This is a genomic window from Pseudomonas sp. Irchel s3h14 (assembly GCF_900187425.1).
Taxonomy (GTDB): domain Bacteria; phylum Pseudomonadota; class Gammaproteobacteria; order Pseudomonadales; family Pseudomonadaceae; genus Aquipseudomonas.
The window spans coordinates 21,969-37,698 of the sequence record NZ_FYDJ01000012.1; the positions used below are offsets into that span (position 1 = coordinate 21,969).

Sequence of the window (15,730 nt, forward strand, 5' to 3'; positions counted from 1 at the left end):
GTTCTGAATGAGCAAACTGCGGGTAGGCATTATTTTTGGCGGTCGTTCGGCCGAACACGAAGTGTCGCTGCAATCGGCGAAAAACATCGTCGATGCGCTGGATCGTTCGCGCTTCGAGCCGGTGCTGATCGGCATCGACAAGCAAGGTCACTGGCATCTGAACGACCCTTCGAACTTCCTGCTCAACCAGGAAAACCCGGCCCTGATTGCTCTTAACCAGTCCAACCGTGAACTGGCCGTCGTGCCGGGCAAGGTCAGTCAGCAATTGGTGGAAACCTCCAGTCAGGAAATGCTGGGGCACGTCGACGTGATCTTCCCGATCGTCCACGGCACCCTGGGCGAAGACGGTTGCCTGCAAGGTTTGCTGCGTATGGCCGATCTGCCGTTTGTCGGCTCCGACGTGCTCGGTTCGGCCGTCTGCATGGACAAGGACATCAGCAAGCGCCTGCTGCGTGACGCCGGGTTGGCGGTCACGCCGTTTGTCACCCTGACCCGCGCCACCGCGGCGCGTACCGGATTCGCCGAGGTGCAAGGCAAACTCGGTCTGCCATTGTTCGTCAAACCGGCAAACCAGGGATCTTCCGTGGGCGTGAGCAAGGTGAATGACGAAGCCGAGTACGCGGCAGCAGTAGAACTGGCCCTCGGTTTCGATGAGAAAGTCCTGGTCGAGTCCGCCGTCAGCGGTCGCGAGATTGAATGCGCAGTGCTCGGCAACGAAAACGCCATCGCCAGCGGTTGTGGCGAGATCGTGGTGCGCAGCGGGTTTTACTCATACGACAGCAAATACATCGATGCTCAAGCGGCGGAAGTGGTGGTGCCGGCTAACATCAGCATCGAAGCCAGTGAACGCATCCGTGCCCTGGCCGTCGAGGCGTTTCAGGTGTTGGGCTGTTCCGGGCTGGCGCGGGTCGACGTGTTCCTGACCGACAGCGGCGAAGTGCTGATCAATGAGATCAACTCGTTACCCGGCTTCACCCGCATCAGCATGTACCCCAAGTTATGGCAGGCCACCGGTATGACTTACAGCGAGCTGGTCAGCCGTTTGATCGAGCTGGCGCTGGAGAAGCATCAGGTGCGACAGGCGCTGAAGATCTCTCGCTAGGCTGAATACGACTGGCACCTGATCAACCCTGCTTTATCGGCTTGATCAGGCTTTGCGCGGGTATCCCGAACAAATCGTGAAGTTTCCAGATCATCGGAAGCGTCAACGCACGTTTGCCATTGAGCACTTCATACACTCGGTTTGTGCGGCCAATGGCGGGTGCGAGGTCAGCAGCAGACAGACCGGACTGCTCCATACGAAACTTGATTGCATCGATCGGATTGGGCAGATCCACCGGAAACTGCTTCGATTCATAGGCTTCAATAAGCGTGATCATAATGTCGAAGTAATCACCCTCAGGGGTGCCAGGCTCTGGTTCGTTGTCGAACAGCGCTGACACGTTCTTAAGGGCTGCACGATAGTCCTCGTCAGTGTGAATGGGGCGAATGTTCATGGGTTACTCCATCTCGACGGTATCAGCGTCGATTGCGTCGTACTGTTTGTGAGTGCCAACTCTATCCAAGAAGCAGTCACTTGCGGGTAGGAAAAGGCTGCGTGAAATGGCCGATCAGGATTTATCAGGTATAAAAAAGGGCCTACCTCTCGGTAAGCCCTTGCTCATTCCCACGTAGGACTCAATCCCCCAACGCTGCCCCCTCACGCCGCGGATCGGCCCCGCCCGCCAACGACGCTTTCCCCTGCGCATCCTTCACCCGGACAATCGCCTGGGTCCCGCTGGTCATGTCGATCTCGTTCACACTGTGGCCTTTGTCTTTCAGCGCCTGAATCAGTGTCGGGCTGAACTGCCCCTGTTCCAGCTCCGTCGGGCCATTGCGGCTGCCGAAGTTGGGCAGGCTGATGGCGGCTTGTGGGTCGAGGTTCCAGTCGAGCAGGCCGATGGTGGATTTGGCGACGTATTCGATGATCTGCGAGCCGCCGGGGGAGCCGATGGTGGCGAGGAATTCGCCGCTCTGGCGGTCGAAGATCAGCGTCGGTGCCATGGACGAGCGTGGGCGTTTGCCGGGTTCGATGCGGTTGGCAACCTTCTGGCCATTCTCTTCGGGGATGAACGAGAAGTCGGTCATCTGGTTGTTCAGCAGGAAACCCTGAACCATCAGGTGCGAGCCAAACGCGGATTCCACGGTGGTGGTCATGGACACGGCGCCGCCTAGATCATCCACCGCCACCACTTGCGAGGTGGAGATGCGCAGCGGCGAACGGTCCGGGGCGTAGGCGACCTGAATGCCCGGCGGGGTGCCGGGTTTGGCCGTGCCCATGCTGCGATCGCTGATCAGCGCGGCGCGGCTGGCCAGGTAAGTCGGGTCCACCAGACCTTTGACGGGGACGGGCACGAAGTCTGCGTCGGCCACGTACTGTGCGCGGTCGGCGTAGGCCAGGCGCTCGGCCTCGGAGATCAGGTGAACGGCTTCAGGCGTCGGCTCAACGCCCGCAGGTTGGCTGTTCTTGATCGGTTTGAGTGGCGCCAGGGCAAAACGCGGGTCACGGGTTTCCAGAGCCTGCAAGGTGCCGAGGATCTGCGCCACGGCGATCCCGCCTGACGACGGTGGCGGCATGCCGCAGACCTGCCAGCGTTTGTAGTCGGTGCACAGCGGCGCGCGCTCCTTGGCGCTGTAGCCGTTGAGGTCGTTCAGCGACAGGCTGCCGGGGTTGGCGTGGCCTTGAACCTTGGCGACGATCTCCTGTGCGACGGGGCCTTTGTACAACGCATCCGGTCCTTCCTTGGCGATGCGTTTGAGCACCGCGGCCAGTTCCGGGTTTTTCAGTTGCGTGCCTGCGGCTTTCGGGCTGCCATCGACGTTCAGGAAATAGGCCGCCATGTCCGGTGAACTTCGTATGGATGAGTCCGAGGCGATCAACCGGTGAAGGCGTGGCGAGATGGCGAAGCCTTGCTCCGCGAGTTTGACCGCCGGTTCGAACAGCTGCGCCCACGGCAGACGACCGTGTTTCTGATGGGCCAACTCAAGCGCTCGCAACACGCCCGGTGTCCCCACCGAACGACCGCCAATCTGAGCCTGGGTGAACGGCATTGGTTTGCCGTCGGCTTGCAGGAAAAGCTTCTCGGTGGCGCCGGCCGGAGCGGTTTCGCGACCGTCATAAGTGCGCACAGCCTTGCCATCCCACAGCACGACAAACGCCCCACCGCCAATGCCCGAGGATTGCGGCTCGACCAGGGTCAGCACGGCTTGCATCGCAATCGCGGCATCGATTGCCGAACCGCCCCGACGCAACATCTCCCGCCCGGCCTCGGCCGCCAGCGGATTGGCCGCGGCCGCCATGTGTTTTGAGGCGTATTGGGTTTGCAGGTCAGCGCGATAACCCGACGCGACTTCCGGCGCAACAGGCAGTGTCGAAGTGGTCGGGGCGCTACAGGCTGCGAGGGTTAATGCAGCGGTGATCAGCGAAAAGGCTGACAGGCGATAGTGGCTCAAGTGGAAGGTTGAGAACACGTGGGGGGCACTCCGTCCGTGGGAAAGATCAGGGGACTTTATCGGCCGAAAGGGAGTGACGCAAACCAAGGCCTACAGCAAAGTTGCTTTTGCCCTTCATGACTCCACGGATTTTCTGTAGGGTCGAGGGCAACAGACTGGCCAGAAGATCAACAAGAGGCAGACATGCAGACCGAGTTCCCCACCCAGCCAAGTTACCGTACCCAGCGTGATCAATTCCTGGCCGTCGCGACCGCGGCCGGTGCGACGCTGACCGAGTACCCGCATCCGCTCAAAGGGCCGTTCGGTGAGCCGTTGAGCACCGATGTGGCCGTGCTGGGTGATCCGCGCGCCAAGCGTTTGCTGATTGCGCTGAGTGGCACCCATGGCGTCGAAGGCTTCTATGGTTCGGGATGCCAGATCAAGTGGTTGCAGGAGTTGGGCAAGCGTTCGCTGCCGGCCGATGTCGCGGTGGTGATGATCCACCTGATCAATCCGTGGGGCACTGCATGGCTGCGTCGGGTCAACGAAGACAACATCGACCTGAACCGCAATCACCTGAACTTCGACCACGCATTGCCAGATAATCAGGCCTACGCAGCGCTGCATGAAATCTATGCCTGCACGCAATTGCAGGGCCCGGAGCGTGATCGCGCCGATGCCTTGCTCAATGAGCAAATCGCCGAACACGGCTGGCCAGCGGTGATGTCGATTGTCGAGGGCGGCCAGCACCGTCATCCCGAGGGTTTGTTTTACGGCGGATTGGCCCCGAGCTGGTCGAACCGCACGTTGCATCAGATCATTCAAAAACATGTTTCCCATGCCGAAGTGGCCATGTGTTTCGACTTGCACACCGGCGCCGGGGAGTACGGTCATCCGATGTTGCTGACCATCACCGAAGCGGCGTATCCAGCGCTTGCAGATGCGCAGGCCATTTATGGTCCCTGGCTCTATACCTTGCACACAGGGGCCGACACGCTGAGCGAAACCGGCGTTGCAGCCACCGCCACCGGTTACACCTCGCAAGCGTTGATCAACGCGCTGCCACACGTGCGGTTGATGCCCTTTGTGATCGAGTGTGGGACGTATCCCGGCGCCGAGGTTCATCGTCATCTGCGCGATGATCACTGGCTGCATCTGCATGGCAATCCGAGTGATGCCGTGGGGCGCGGGATCAAACTGAATCTGGTGGAGCAGTTCTATCCCGCCGACAGCGACTGGCAGGCGATGGTCTGGCTGCGCACCTGGCAGATTTGGGAACGGGCGTTGTCAGCATTGCCGGCAATTCGTTCCTGACGTGATTTACGGGGAAGTGGCCTCTGGTTGCCCGAACTCATGCGGTTCAAATCTTCCTGCAACCGCAGCATGCTTTCTTCGCCGACGCGGATGAAGCCGCTGCGGGGCTGATCCAGGTCGAGGATGACGGTGAAGACCATGGCAATCAGGATCGCGAAGACGGCCGTCGAACCGTGCCGTCGACGGTGGCCCAGGCCATAGCTGTAAGCGATCAAACCCAGCGCACCGATGGCCACGACGAACAGCAGATTGATGACGGTTGCCGGGACATGATTGTCCTGCGCGGCGCGGCGCTTTTCATTGACGTTGTAGACGTCGGTCAACGACTGGATCACCAGGTTCATGGCGGCTGTCGCTTCGCCCTGGGCCTCGGCGGTGGCAGCCAGATTCCATAACTGGTCCTCGATCGTCCGGGACGATTCGCTGGCCGCCTTCAACAGTATCTCGTCCGTGCCGGCGCGCATGAATTCAATCCGCGCCGAGACGTAATCCTTGAGCAGCGCCGACATCTTCCCGCGCAGATCAGACGGCAGTAGCTTCGCCCGCAAATAGGTCGAGCCGATCACCGTGACTTCATCTTGAATCAGTGTTTTGCGCGCTTCGAAACGTGAGGTGGCCATGGCGAAGTTGAAACCCAGCAACAACGCGAGCAGACCGAGGAGGGCGGTTTGCAAAACGGTGAGGTGGGATCGGTTCGAATCACTGCTGTGGGTTCGGTGATGACGGCCGAGACGAAAAGCGAGTTCCAGCACCACGCAGAAGATGGCGACCACGATGAAAAACAGAATGATCTCGTCCAGGCCCCAGTGCATAGGGTGGTCTCTCTGCGTTTAAGCTTTGGCATTAACTGTAGGAGAGAACCGCGAAGAGCGGGCATTAACCGCTCTGTGGGCCGGGAGCACTTTTCTCGAGGCATAAAAAAACGGCCTACCTTTCGGTAAGCCGTTTTTAGTACTTGGTGGCTACACAGGGACTTGAACCCCGGACCCCAGCATTATGAATGCTATGCTCTAACCAACTGAGCTATGTAGCCAAGTGGCGCGCATTATTGGCTCGTAACTGAGATGTGTCAAGCGTAAATCTAAAATATTTCTCTACGCTTTCAACCGCTTATCCACCTGACCCGAAAAAACGGGCCAGGGGAGGGCGTCAACTGAGCTGAAATCTCCCGGTATTGGCACTCAAGGCCTTGCTGCCCTGGCTCAAAGTGTCCGCCGCCAGATTCACCGCCCGCGCGCCTTCGAGCAAGCGTACCGCCGCCTGATCGACTTGCTGGATGTTGCCGCTGACCTCGTCGGCGGTGGTCGCTTGCTCGTCGACCGCTGTGGCGATCTGCGCCAGGGTGTCGGTGACACTTTGCACAGCACTGGCAATTTCCCCCAAGCGTTCGCCGAGGCCAGTGACGGCCTGGGCGTCGGACTGAGCCTGGCCGCAAGCGGCTTCCATCAGGCTCACCGCTTCGTTCACGGTACTGCGCAGGCTGTCGACAGTGCCGGCAATCTGTGCGGTGGAGGATTGGGTGCGTTGCGACAGGCTGCGTACTTCATCGGCCACCACCGCAAAGCCACGACCTTGCTCACCCGCGCGAGCGGCCTCGATGGCGGCGTTAAGTGCCAACAGGTTGGTCTGCTCGGCCACCCCGCGAATGGTGTCCACCACCAACTGAATCTGCTGCCCTTGCTCACTGACCCGGCCCAGTGCCGCAGCGGTGTCATTCAAGCGTTGATTGAGTTGCTGAATGCTCGCCGTCGTGCGCTGGCTGTCACGGCTGCTGTCGGCGGCGATGCGCTGGGTGTGCTGAGCGCTGCCAGAAGCCTGTTCGCAACTCTGGGCGACCCCTTGCGAGGTCGCGGCCAATTGCGTGGCCGCCGCCGCGATCTGGCTGATCTGCAACTGCTGAGCTTCGACTTCCCCAAGGGCGCCGCTGGAGTGATGGTTGAGGGTGCGCACCGCGTTGCTCAGTTGCAAGGTTTCATGATCGACCCCCAGTAAGCTGTTACGCAGTTGCACCACCGCGACGTTGAGGGCGGTGCTGATGGCGGCCAGTTCGTCGCGGCCCTCCACCGGTACTTGCAGACTCAGATTGCCGTCGCGCAAGGCTTCGGCCAGCAGGGTAATGCCGCTGGTGCTACGGCGAATCGAGGCTTGCAAGCAGATGAACAGATACAGCGCGGCCAGCAGCAGGCAGCCGAAAATGGTCGCTACCAGGATGAACTGGCGGATGGCAGAACCGTGGTAATAGTCCAGACGTTGATCCAGTGACACCAACGACTGCTGACGCAACGAAGCGAGGTCGGAGAGGAGGCCGTCGAGACTTCGTTCAAATTCTTCCGGCTTGAGCTTGATACTGCCGCCGAACACGCCGTCATCGAGGACTTTCAATTCGGCGTCCAGGTGCTTGAGGCTGTCATGGTATTGCCCGGCCCAGGCTTGCAACGCGCTGGGCAGTCGCGCTTCCAGCAGGCTGGCGGTTTTGACCAGCTGCTCCCGGGCATCACCGATGCGGCTGCGTAAGTCGCGCAATTGCAGGCGGCTTTGCAGGGTGAACTGCCCGGACACTACAGAGGCCTGGCCGACGCTGGCGAGACGGCCGACTCGCTCAATCAGGTCTGGCGCGTGTTGCGTGGAGATTTGCGTCAGCAGATAGGTTTCCAGCCACGGCGCCAGCGTCAGGCGATTGTCCATGGCGATCTGCTCGCGCAAGGCTTGCAGCGCACTCAAGGCATTGGTGAAACGATCGTAACCGTCCGGCCACCAACCGACGCTGCTCAAGCTTTTCGAGTCGAGGCCGTTGAGGGCGGTTTGCAGGGCTTGATAACGGGCCAGGGTTTCGCCCTCGGCGCCTTCGGTTTGCAGTGCGTTGCCGAGGTCCGAGGTGGCTTGGGCGACGGCTGGCTGAACCGTATCGAAAGCAGCCATCGCCGCGATCGTCGCGGGTGTCGGCTGACGATTGGTTTCCGTGGCGCGCCAGCGAGCCGCGCGGTCACGCTGGGCGGCGAGCAGATTATCCAGTGCATCGAGGGCGAGCAGTTGCCGAACCCCGGCACGTTCGCCGGAGATCAGGTTCAGTTTGTCGCGATAGTCCTGACCGATCATCCACAGACTGCCCGCCAGCGGCAGGATAAACAGTAGAAATAACAGCTGAAATTTGCGTGCGAAGCCAAAACGCCCCAGTAACCCGATCCCCGGTGATAAAAAAGCCTGCATGCCCCATGACTCCTCTGGACACCACGCGCCATTGGCGTGCGTCGAGACCGTTGCGGCCGCGACCTGTGCCCTTTTAAAAGGCCTCGAAAGTTCACCCTCGCCAGCTCTGTAGGCCGGCTCTGTAGCGAAACTTCCCATTCTCGGTCCCCTTTGTAAGGGGCCGCGTTGAAGCGGATTACCAAGGCAAGATTCAGACCATGGCGTTGCGCTATCACCTTTTCAGTGATGAAAATCGAAGTCGTTAGCAGGCTAAGGGGATGGCGCTGCTGCACCGAAAAATGGCACATTGACGCACCTGCCTGTGTGCACCCATCTGTTGTACGGAAACTCTTATGGCTATCAGCAATGTCCAGACCGGCGCGCAGCCGGCATCCGCGACTTCACAAAGCAGCCCTTTGGTCATGCGCATCATCGGCGCCGTGGCGCTGGCGCATTTGATCAACGACTTGATCCAGTCGGTGCTGCCGTCGATCTATCCGATGCTCAAGGCCAACTATGGCCTGACCTTCACTCAGGTTGGCCTGATCACTTTGACGTTCCAGCTGACAGCTTCGCTGTTGCAGCCGTGGGTCGGTTACTACACCGATCGGCACCCCAAACCCTGGCTGCTACCGGCCGGGACGGTTTGCACACTGATCGGCATTTTGATGATGTCGGTGGTCGGCAGTTTTCCGATGATTTTGCTGGCGGCAGGGTTGATCGGTATCGGCTCCTCGACCTTTCACCCGGAAGCTTCTCGCGTGGCGCGATTAGCGTCTGGCGGGCGGTTTGGTTTGGCGCAGTCAACGTTTCAGGTCGGCGGCAATGCAGGCTCAGCCTTCGGTCCGTTGCTGGCTGCGGCGATCATCATTCCTTTCGGTCAGGGCCATGTGGCCTGGTTCGGATTGTTCGCGGTGTTTGCGCTGTTCGTGCTTTATCGAATCAGTCGCTGGTACGCCAATCACTTGAGCCTGTTCAAACTCAAGCAAGGCCAGGCGGCGACGCATGGCTTGTCGAAGAACCGCGTCATCAGTGCACTGGTGGTGCTCGGGCTGCTGGTGTTCTCCAAGTATTTCTACATGTCCAGCCTCACCAGTTATTTCACCTTTTACCTGATCGAGAAATTCGACCTGTCGGTGGCGAGTTCGCAGTTGCACCTGTTCCTGTTTCTCGGAGCGGTAGCGGCGGGGACCTTCTTCGGTGGGCCGATCGGCGACAAGATCGGGCGTAAGGCGGTGATCTGGTTCTCGATCCTCGGCGTAGCGCCGTTCACCCTGATCCTGCCTCATGTGGACCTGTTCTGGACCAGCATCCTCAGCGTCGTGATCGGCTTCATCCTGGCGTCAGCATTTTCGGCGATCGTGGTGTATGCGCAGGAACTGGTGCCGGGCAATGTCGGGATGATTGCCGGGGTGTTCTTCGGATTGATGTTCGGCTTTGGCGGGATTGGTGCGGCGTTGCTTGGGCATTTGGCCGACATTCATGGCATCGAATACGTGTACTTCCTGTGTTCGTTCCTGCCGTTGTTGGGTGTGCTGGCGATCTTTCTGCCAAGAACTAAAAAAGCCTGAAAACACGCGGTCCCGTAGGAGCAAGGCTTGCCCGCGATGAACGATGACGCGGTGCATAAGGCAAATCGCGTAACGGCCATCGCGAGCAAGCTTTGCTCCTACAGGAATTTCATGTCTAGTCCTGAAACAGGTGTAAACCTTATTCAGGACGCGACAAGTGTTAGAACGTCGGGGTGTACTTCACGCTGAACATCACGTTGCGCGGATCACCGTAGTTGTTGTTGCCATTGATCTGGTTGTAGGCCGCAGTGAAGTACGTCTTGTCAAACAGGTTGTTGGCATTCATCGCCAGCTCGATTTCCGGGGTGAGCTGATAACCGACACGGGCATTCCACACGGTATAACCCGGAACGTTGACGGAGTGGTCGTAACCCACCGTGTGGGTCTGGGCGGTAAAGCCCAGGCCGGTACTCACACGACTCCAGTCGCCGCTCAACTGATAATTGCCCCACACACGCAGCATGTGTTTAGGCGTCCACCAACTGAAGATTTTGCCCTCGTTGTCAGGGTCATTCAGGTATTTGGTGGTGTTGTAGGTGTAGCCGGCAAACAGTTGCAGATTGTCGATCACTTCACCGCTGATTTCAGCGTCAAGGCCCTGGCTGCGCACTTTCCCCGATGCCGTCGAGCAATACCAACCGTTGCAGATTTGCTCACCCTGCCTATCGAGAACAGCACGGTTCTCCTGATCGTAACGGAACAGGGCCAGGGATGTATTGATCCGACCCTCCATCAACTCGCCCTTGAGACCAATCTCGTAGTTACTACCGATAATCGGTTTAATGACCGAACCGGCTGTATCGCGTTCGGTCTGCGGTGTGAATACGTCGGTGTAACTGGCGTAGACCGACCATTCGCGGCTCAGGTCATAGACGATACCGGCGTAGGGTGTGACTTCCCCGGTTTCGTTGGCGGTGCTCTCAGGATTGACGGTAGTGCCAGACAAGGTTTCGGTAGACGATTTGTAGCTGTAGTCGTACCAGCTGACCCGGGAGCCGAGCACCAGGGTCAACTGCTCGATCGGCTTGACCCGCCAGCTGCCGTACAGGCCTTTCTGGCGGATGTCGTATTGGCTGGGAACCCCACGGCCACCGGAATCGATCAAACCCTCGTAACTGATGTCGGGACGGTCGTGATCAATGTCGAAGATGCTGTCGGTGCTGTTGTTGAAGGTTCGGGCGAATTTGTCGTCCGAGGTGTATTTGGAATAGCTGCCGCCCACCATGATTTCCTGCTGCATGGACAAGGCTTCGAACTTGCCGATAACGTTCATGTCCAGCGCGACTTTGGTGGAGTCCAGGTCCGTCACGAAGTCAGCGTACTGCACGCCGGTACCATCGGGTCTGATGCCAGAGCCGGAGGATTGCACCCGCTGGTTCTTCGCCTTGTTGGTTTCAGTCATGCGCACGGCGCCGACCTTGAAGGCCCAGTCGTCGTTGAAACGGTGTTCCAGATCGGTGTAGAGCGTGGTGACGTCGATATCCGAATGGTTCCACTTCGCCCCGGTGTACGTCTTGCGCGACAGGTCGATGGGTTTACCGTCGGAATAACGCGGGAAGCCACGGACATTCGAGCGCGATTCGCCGTCGGACTGGCTGACCGCCACGCCCAAGGTAGTGGCTTCGCTCAGATCAAAGTCCAGCGCACCGTACAGTGAGGTGGTCTTGTACCATTCGGAATCGACAAACGAGTGGCTGTCGTCCTGGTCGGCCAGGAAACGTCCACGGATTGTGCCGCTCTGGTTCAGCGGCCCGCCGGCATCCAGTTGCAGACCGTAGTGATCCCAGGAGCCGGCCTTGCCGGTAAGGGTTACTTTCGGTACGGCCTGACCGCGCTTGCGCACCAGGTTGACGGCGCCGCCGGGGCTGCCGGTGCCTTGCAGTAAACCGGATGCGCCACGCAGCACTTCCATGCGATCGAAGAAAATCAAATCCTGCGTGGCCCAGTTGCCCAGCGCATAAGTGTTACGCGGGATCGGCACACCGTCGTACTGCCAGTCATCGATCTGGAAACCGCGCGAAGAGAGGATCAAGCCTCTGCCGACGCCTTGGGCGCCGACCAGGCCGGTGGTCTTGTTGGCCGCATCCTTGAGATCGACGATATCCTGATCGTCCATTTGCTTGCGGGTCATCACCGTGACCGACTGCGGAATTTCCTTGAGGGTGTGGGTGCCTTTGCCGATGGTCACTGCCCGCGCGGTATAGGAACCCGAGTCTTCGGTAGTGGCGTCGGTGCTGCGTTCAACGATGTTGGTGGCACCCAATTGCAGTGCTGCGCTGTTCTCCGGGGTCGGTTCAACGCTGAAGTTGCCTTGATCCGTCACGCGTAACTGCAAGTCGCTGCCCGACAGTGCCCTCTGCATCGCTTCCTCGGCCGGCATCTGGCCGATCACCGATGGCGCCTGTTTGCCCTGCACCAGCGATGGATCCAGCGAGATGATTTGCCCGCTCTGGCCGGCGATCGCATTAAGCGTGCTGGCGAGTGGACCGGCCGGCAGATTGAAGGTCAAGTTTTGCGCCAGGGCAGGGCTCGCCAGGGTTGCCAGGGCAACGGCGACGGAAAGGGCGTGGGGCCATGTGTTAAACACAACATTCTCCTGTTTGTATGGAAGTCTCAGGAGATAGGTGGGATGAGAAATGAGAACCGGACACAAATAAGATCGATTTTCAAAAAAAATCACCGCTTTACTTCGAACCAATCAACGTCAGCCAAGGGCTGTAGCGATCCACCCGTATAGGCAGGGTTTCTGCCAGAGCACTGAACGCCCGGTCGGGATCGTCAAGCGGGAACATACCCTGGACGCGCAAGCCTCGAACCTCGGGAGCCACGCGCACAAAACCGCGACTGTAAGGGCGTAGGGCGTCGACCACGTGCTCAAGGGATTCGTCCAGCACATTCAGCCTCCCGCTCAACCAGTCGGCACGCTGGCGCTGATCGCTGCTAACGAGGGCAATTTGCCGGGCGTGCATCAGAACCGACTGACCTTCTTGCACAACTTGCACTGTGCCGTCGAACAACCGTGCTTCGACCGAATGCTGTAACACCACCACTCGGCTGGCACCTTGCTCCTGGGCAACGAGAAACCGGGTACCCAGCGCGCGCACTTCACCTTCAGCGGTGCGCACGCGCAACGGACGGCGGGGATCGGGCTGCACCTCAATCACCAGTTCACCGTGGCGCAGGATCACCAGCCGTTGCTTGTCATCGAAGCGCAGATCCACTGCGCTGTTGGCGTTTAAGCTCAGGCTACTGCCGTCGGCCAGTTTGAAGTTTTGACGCTCGCCGCGCCCGGTGTGCAGATCAGCCAGCAGCGCGTCACCCAGCTGGCTCCTGGCGCCTAGCCACACACCGCCTCCGAGCAGGCCCAGACCGGCGATCACGCGCAGGGCGTCGCGGCGCGAAGCATGAGGCTGCAAGAGCACTTGGCGGGCTTCGCTGGCGTGACCGGGCAAGCGTCGATCCAGCGCGCGAACCGTGTTGAACGAACCGCCGAGACGGTCCTGCAATTTTGTCCAGGCCTGTCTGTGCGCACGATCCATCGCCAGCCACGTGTTGAAACGTTCCTGCAGTGCAGCATCGGGCGTACCGGCGCGAAGCTTTACCATCCAGTCGATGGCCTGCTCACTGATGGGGTCCAGGCGCGGCTTGCTCATGGCGATATTTCGCATAGATAGCACTGACGCAATGCCTGTTTCATGTAACGACTGACAGTGCGCTCCGACAGCCCCAGCTTTTGCGCAATCGCGACATAGCTCAGACCATCCAGTTGGCTATAGAGGAAAGTAGCCTTGACGACCATTGGCAAGCCGTCGATAGCCCGGTCGATGGCCACCAGGGCTTCGATCAACTGCAGCTGTTCTTCGGGGGAGGGGGCCAGCGCCTCGGGCAGAATGGACAAGCGCTCAAGGTAGGCCAGCTCCAACTTGCGCCGACGATGACGGTCAAAAATCAACCGGCGAGCAATGGTCGAAAGGTAAGCACGAGGCTGTTCGATGCTGTCGGGATCGACGCGAGCCACCAGCATCTGGCAAAAAGTATCGGCGGCGGTGTCCTCTGCGTCCGCGTGATTGCGCAGGTGGCGATGAATATGCTGCAGCAGCCAACGATGATGATCGCTGAAAAAGAATCCCAGCTTACTGGACGGAGGAGATTGCACTGGTCGGCTTCCCAGATGTTAGTGTGAATCGTTCTCAATGGTACCTGTGTGATGAGCGACAGTGCAATCCTGTCTGAAACGGATCAGCGTTTAGTTAAAGGCGCTGCATATCTGGAACGAGCGACGGCTATTGGCTATGGATTCAACCGGTCGACACAACGGATGAGCCTGGTGGTGCTTAAACGCGAAACCCCCGTATCACCTAGTGATTACGGGGGTTTCGAGGACTATCAAGCTCCGTGGTATTCCACGGAAGCTGTTACACGTTGAAACGGAAGTGCATCACGTCGCCGTCTTTAACGATGTAGTCCTTGCCTTCCAGACGCCATTTACCGGCTTCTTTGGTGCCGGCTTCGCCCTTGTACTGGATGAAGTCGTCGTAGGCGATGACTTCGGCGCGGATGAAGCCTTTTTCGAAGTCGGTGTGGATCACACCAGCAGCTTGTGGTGCGGTGGCACCGACGCGGACGGTCCAGGCGCGGACTTCTTCGACACCGGCGGTGAAGTAGGTCTGCAGGTGCAGCATTTCGTAGCCGGCGCGGATTACGCGGTTCAGGCCAGGCTCTTCGAGGCCCAGGGCTTCGAGGAACATGTCTTTCTCTTCGCCGTCTTCCAGTTCGGCGATTTCGGCTTCGATCTTGTTGCAGACCGGAACCACCATGGCGCCTTCTTCTTCGGCGATGGCTTTGACGATGTCCAGCAGCGGGTTGTTCTCGAAACCGTCTTCAGCGACGTTGGCGATGTACATGACCGGCTTGGTGGTCAGCAGGTGGAAACCACGAATCACCGCTTTGTCGTCGGCGCCCATGGTCTTCATCAGCGTACGCGCAGGCTTGCCGAGGGTGAAGTGAGCGATCAGTTGCTCCAGCAGGCCTTTCTGGACCACGGCGTCCTTGTCACCACCCTTGGCGTTACGGGCAACTTTCTGCAGTTGCTTCTCGCAGCTGTCGAGGTCGGCGAAGATCAGTTCCAGGTCGATGATTTCGATGTCGCGTTTCGGGTCGACGCTGTTGGAGACGTGAATCACGTTCTCGTCTTCGAAGCAGCGGACTACGTGCGCGATGGCATCGGTTTCACGGATGTTGGCGAGGAACTTGTTGCCCAGGCCTTCACCTTTCGAGGCGCCAGCCACCAGGCCAGCGATGTCGACGAATTCCATGGTGGTCGGCAGGATGCGCTTGGGATTGACGATGGCCGCCAGGGCTTCCAGACGCGGATCCGGCATCGGCACGATACCGGTGTTCGGTTCGATGGTGCAGAAGGGGAAGTTCTCGGCCGCGATCCCGGATTTGGTCAGGGCGTTGAATAGGGTGGACTTGCCGACGTTAGGCAGGCCGACGATGCCGCAATTGAATCCCATGGTGTTTTCCCCGAGGAGTGAGTCAGGCCTTCTGGCTGTGCAGGTTTTTCATCGCGCGGTTCCATTCACCGGCGAGGATATCCGGCAGCACGCCGAGGGCAAAGTCGATGCTGGCATCGAGTTTTTCCTGTTCGGCGCGTGGCGCACGACCCAGGACGAAATTTGAAACCATACTGGCAACGCCCGGGTGGCCAATGCCAAGCCGCAAGCGGTGAAAGGTATTCTGATTGCCCAGTTGCGCAATGATGTCGCGCAACCCGTTGTGACCGCCATGGCCGCCGCCCTGTTTGAGCTTGGCTACACCCGGTGGCAGGTCGAGTTCGTCATGCGCCACCAGGATTTCTTCAGGCGTAATGCGGAAGAAGCCGGCAAGTGCCGCGACGGCCTGGCCGCTGCGGTTCATGTAGGTGGTGGGGATCAGCAGACGAACATCCTGACCTTGATGCGAATAGCGCCCGGTCAGGCCGAAATATTTGCGATCCGCCACAAGGTTTACGCCTTGTGCGTTCGCGATGCGCTCAACAAAAAGGGCCCCTGCGTTATGCCGGGTCTGTTCGTATTCAGCGCCTGGATTTCCCAGGCCAACGATCAGTTTGATGGCAGTCACGATAGGGGCCCTTCCTTGGAGTGGTGGATAACATCGCCGCGACAGTTGTGTGCGGCGAAAGTGGA

General features: G+C 59.3%; 12 protein-coding genes and 1 tRNA gene. 3 read left to right on the forward strand and 10 right to left on the reverse strand.

The window, feature by feature from the left end; genetic code table 11:
* The first annotated feature begins 7 nt into the window (after positions 1 to 7).
* Positions 8 to 1,102: a D-alanine--D-alanine ligase gene (gene ddlA, locus CKW16_RS21055; RefSeq protein ID WP_095130355.1), complete on the forward strand. Its 1,095-nt coding sequence runs from the start codon at positions 8 to 10 to the stop codon at positions 1,100 to 1,102.
* Between the two features lie 22 nt (positions 1,103 to 1,124).
* On the opposite strand, the gene CKW16_RS21060 is transcribed toward ddlA, so the two are convergent.
* Both CKW16_RS21060 and ggt read right to left on the reverse strand, forming a co-directional pair.
* Complete coding sequence (locus tag CKW16_RS21060; protein ID WP_095130357.1) at positions 1,125 to 1,496, reverse strand: type II toxin-antitoxin system HigA family antitoxin; 372 nt, start codon at positions 1,494 to 1,496, stop codon at positions 1,125 to 1,127.
* Positions 1,497 to 1,677: 181 nt separating this feature from the next.
* On the reverse strand, positions 1,678 to 3,510 hold the full coding sequence (ggt, locus tag CKW16_RS21065; RefSeq protein ID WP_095130359.1) for a gamma-glutamyltransferase: 1,833 nt from the start codon (positions 3,508 to 3,510) through the stop codon (positions 1,678 to 1,680).
* Positions 3,511 to 3,675: 165 nt separating this feature from the next.
* Between ggt and CKW16_RS21070 the strand changes: the two genes are divergently transcribed.
* The gene (locus CKW16_RS21070) at positions 3,676 to 4,785 is read left to right on the forward strand and encodes a DUF2817 domain-containing protein (RefSeq protein WP_095130361.1); all 1,110 of its coding nucleotides are present in this window, start codon (positions 3,676 to 3,678) and stop codon (positions 4,783 to 4,785) included.
* Here CKW16_RS21070 and CKW16_RS21075 read toward each other — a convergent pair.
* The 3 genes from CKW16_RS21075 to CKW16_RS21085 form a co-directional block, all read right to left on the reverse strand.
* On the reverse strand, positions 4,689 to 5,597 hold the full coding sequence (locus tag CKW16_RS21075) for a hypothetical protein (RefSeq protein WP_095130363.1): 909 nt from the start codon (positions 5,595 to 5,597) through the stop codon (positions 4,689 to 4,691). The genes CKW16_RS21070 and CKW16_RS21075 overlap by 97 nt on opposite strands.
* Before the next feature lie 144 nt (positions 5,598 to 5,741).
* Positions 5,742 to 5,818: transfer RNA gene (locus CKW16_RS21080), tRNA-Met, on the reverse strand.
* Between the two features lie 116 nt (positions 5,819 to 5,934).
* Positions 5,935 to 8,130, reverse strand: coding sequence for a methyl-accepting chemotaxis protein (locus CKW16_RS21085; RefSeq protein ID WP_371918044.1), 2,196 nt, complete (start codon positions 8,128 to 8,130; stop codon positions 5,935 to 5,937).
* Positions 8,131 to 8,324: 194 nt separating this feature from the next.
* Between CKW16_RS21085 and CKW16_RS21090 the strand changes: the two genes are divergently transcribed.
* The gene (locus CKW16_RS21090; protein WP_095130367.1) at positions 8,325 to 9,542 is read left to right on the forward strand and encodes an MFS transporter; all 1,218 of its coding nucleotides are present in this window, start codon (positions 8,325 to 8,327) and stop codon (positions 9,540 to 9,542) included.
* Between the two features lie 160 nt (positions 9,543 to 9,702).
* On the opposite strand, the gene CKW16_RS21095 is transcribed toward CKW16_RS21090, so the two are convergent.
* The 5 genes from CKW16_RS21095 to pth form a co-directional block, all read right to left on the reverse strand.
* The gene (locus tag CKW16_RS21095; protein WP_095130369.1) at positions 9,703 to 12,129 is read right to left on the reverse strand and encodes a TonB-dependent receptor; all 2,427 of its coding nucleotides are present in this window, start codon (positions 12,127 to 12,129) and stop codon (positions 9,703 to 9,705) included.
* Between the two features lie 97 nt (positions 12,130 to 12,226).
* The gene (locus CKW16_RS21100) at positions 12,227 to 13,195 is read right to left on the reverse strand and encodes a FecR domain-containing protein (protein ID WP_095130371.1); all 969 of its coding nucleotides are present in this window, start codon (positions 13,193 to 13,195) and stop codon (positions 12,227 to 12,229) included.
* On the reverse strand, positions 13,192 to 13,698 hold the full coding sequence (locus CKW16_RS21105) for a sigma-70 family RNA polymerase sigma factor (RefSeq protein WP_095130373.1): 507 nt from the start codon (positions 13,696 to 13,698) through the stop codon (positions 13,192 to 13,194). The genes CKW16_RS21100 and CKW16_RS21105 overlap by 4 nt, the downstream gene beginning before the upstream one ends.
* Positions 13,699 to 13,957: 259 nt before the next feature.
* A complete protein-coding gene (gene ychF / locus CKW16_RS21110; RefSeq protein ID WP_008153431.1) occupies positions 13,958 to 15,058 on the reverse strand; it encodes a redox-regulated ATPase YchF in 1,101 nt (366 codons plus the stop codon).
* A 22-nt stretch (positions 15,059 to 15,080) separates the two neighbouring features.
* Positions 15,081 to 15,665 carry an aminoacyl-tRNA hydrolase gene (gene pth / locus CKW16_RS21115; protein WP_008153430.1) on the reverse strand — a complete coding sequence of 195 codons (585 nt, stop codon included), beginning with the start codon at positions 15,663 to 15,665 and terminating at the stop codon, positions 15,081 to 15,083.
* Between the last annotated feature and the right edge of the window lie 65 nt (positions 15,666 to 15,730).

Coding starts and splice junctions, on each gene's coding strand:
- ddlA (WP_095130355.1), top strand. CDS start 8: ATGAGCAAACTGCGGGTAGGCATTATTTTTGGCGGTCGTTCGGCCGAA.
- CKW16_RS21060 (WP_095130357.1), bottom strand. CDS start 1,496: ATGAACATTCGCCCCATTCACACTGACGAGGACTATCGTGCAGCCCTT.
- CKW16_RS21070 (WP_095130361.1), top strand. CDS start 3,676: ATGCAGACCGAGTTCCCCACCCAGCCAAGTTACCGTACCCAGCGTGAT.
- CKW16_RS21075 (WP_095130363.1), bottom strand. CDS start 5,597: ATGCACTGGGGCCTGGACGAGATCATTCTGTTTTTCATCGTGGTCGCC.
- CKW16_RS21085 (WP_371918044.1), bottom strand. CDS start 8,130: ATGGGAAGTTTCGCTACAGAGCCGGCCTACAGAGCTGGCGAGGGTGAA.
- CKW16_RS21090 (WP_095130367.1), top strand. CDS start 8,325: ATGGCTATCAGCAATGTCCAGACCGGCGCGCAGCCGGCATCCGCGACT.
- CKW16_RS21100 (WP_095130371.1), bottom strand. CDS start 13,195: ATGAGCAAGCCGCGCCTGGACCCCATCAGTGAGCAGGCCATCGACTGG.
- ychF (WP_008153431.1), bottom strand. CDS start 15,058: ATGGGATTCAATTGCGGCATCGTCGGCCTGCCTAACGTCGGCAAGTCC.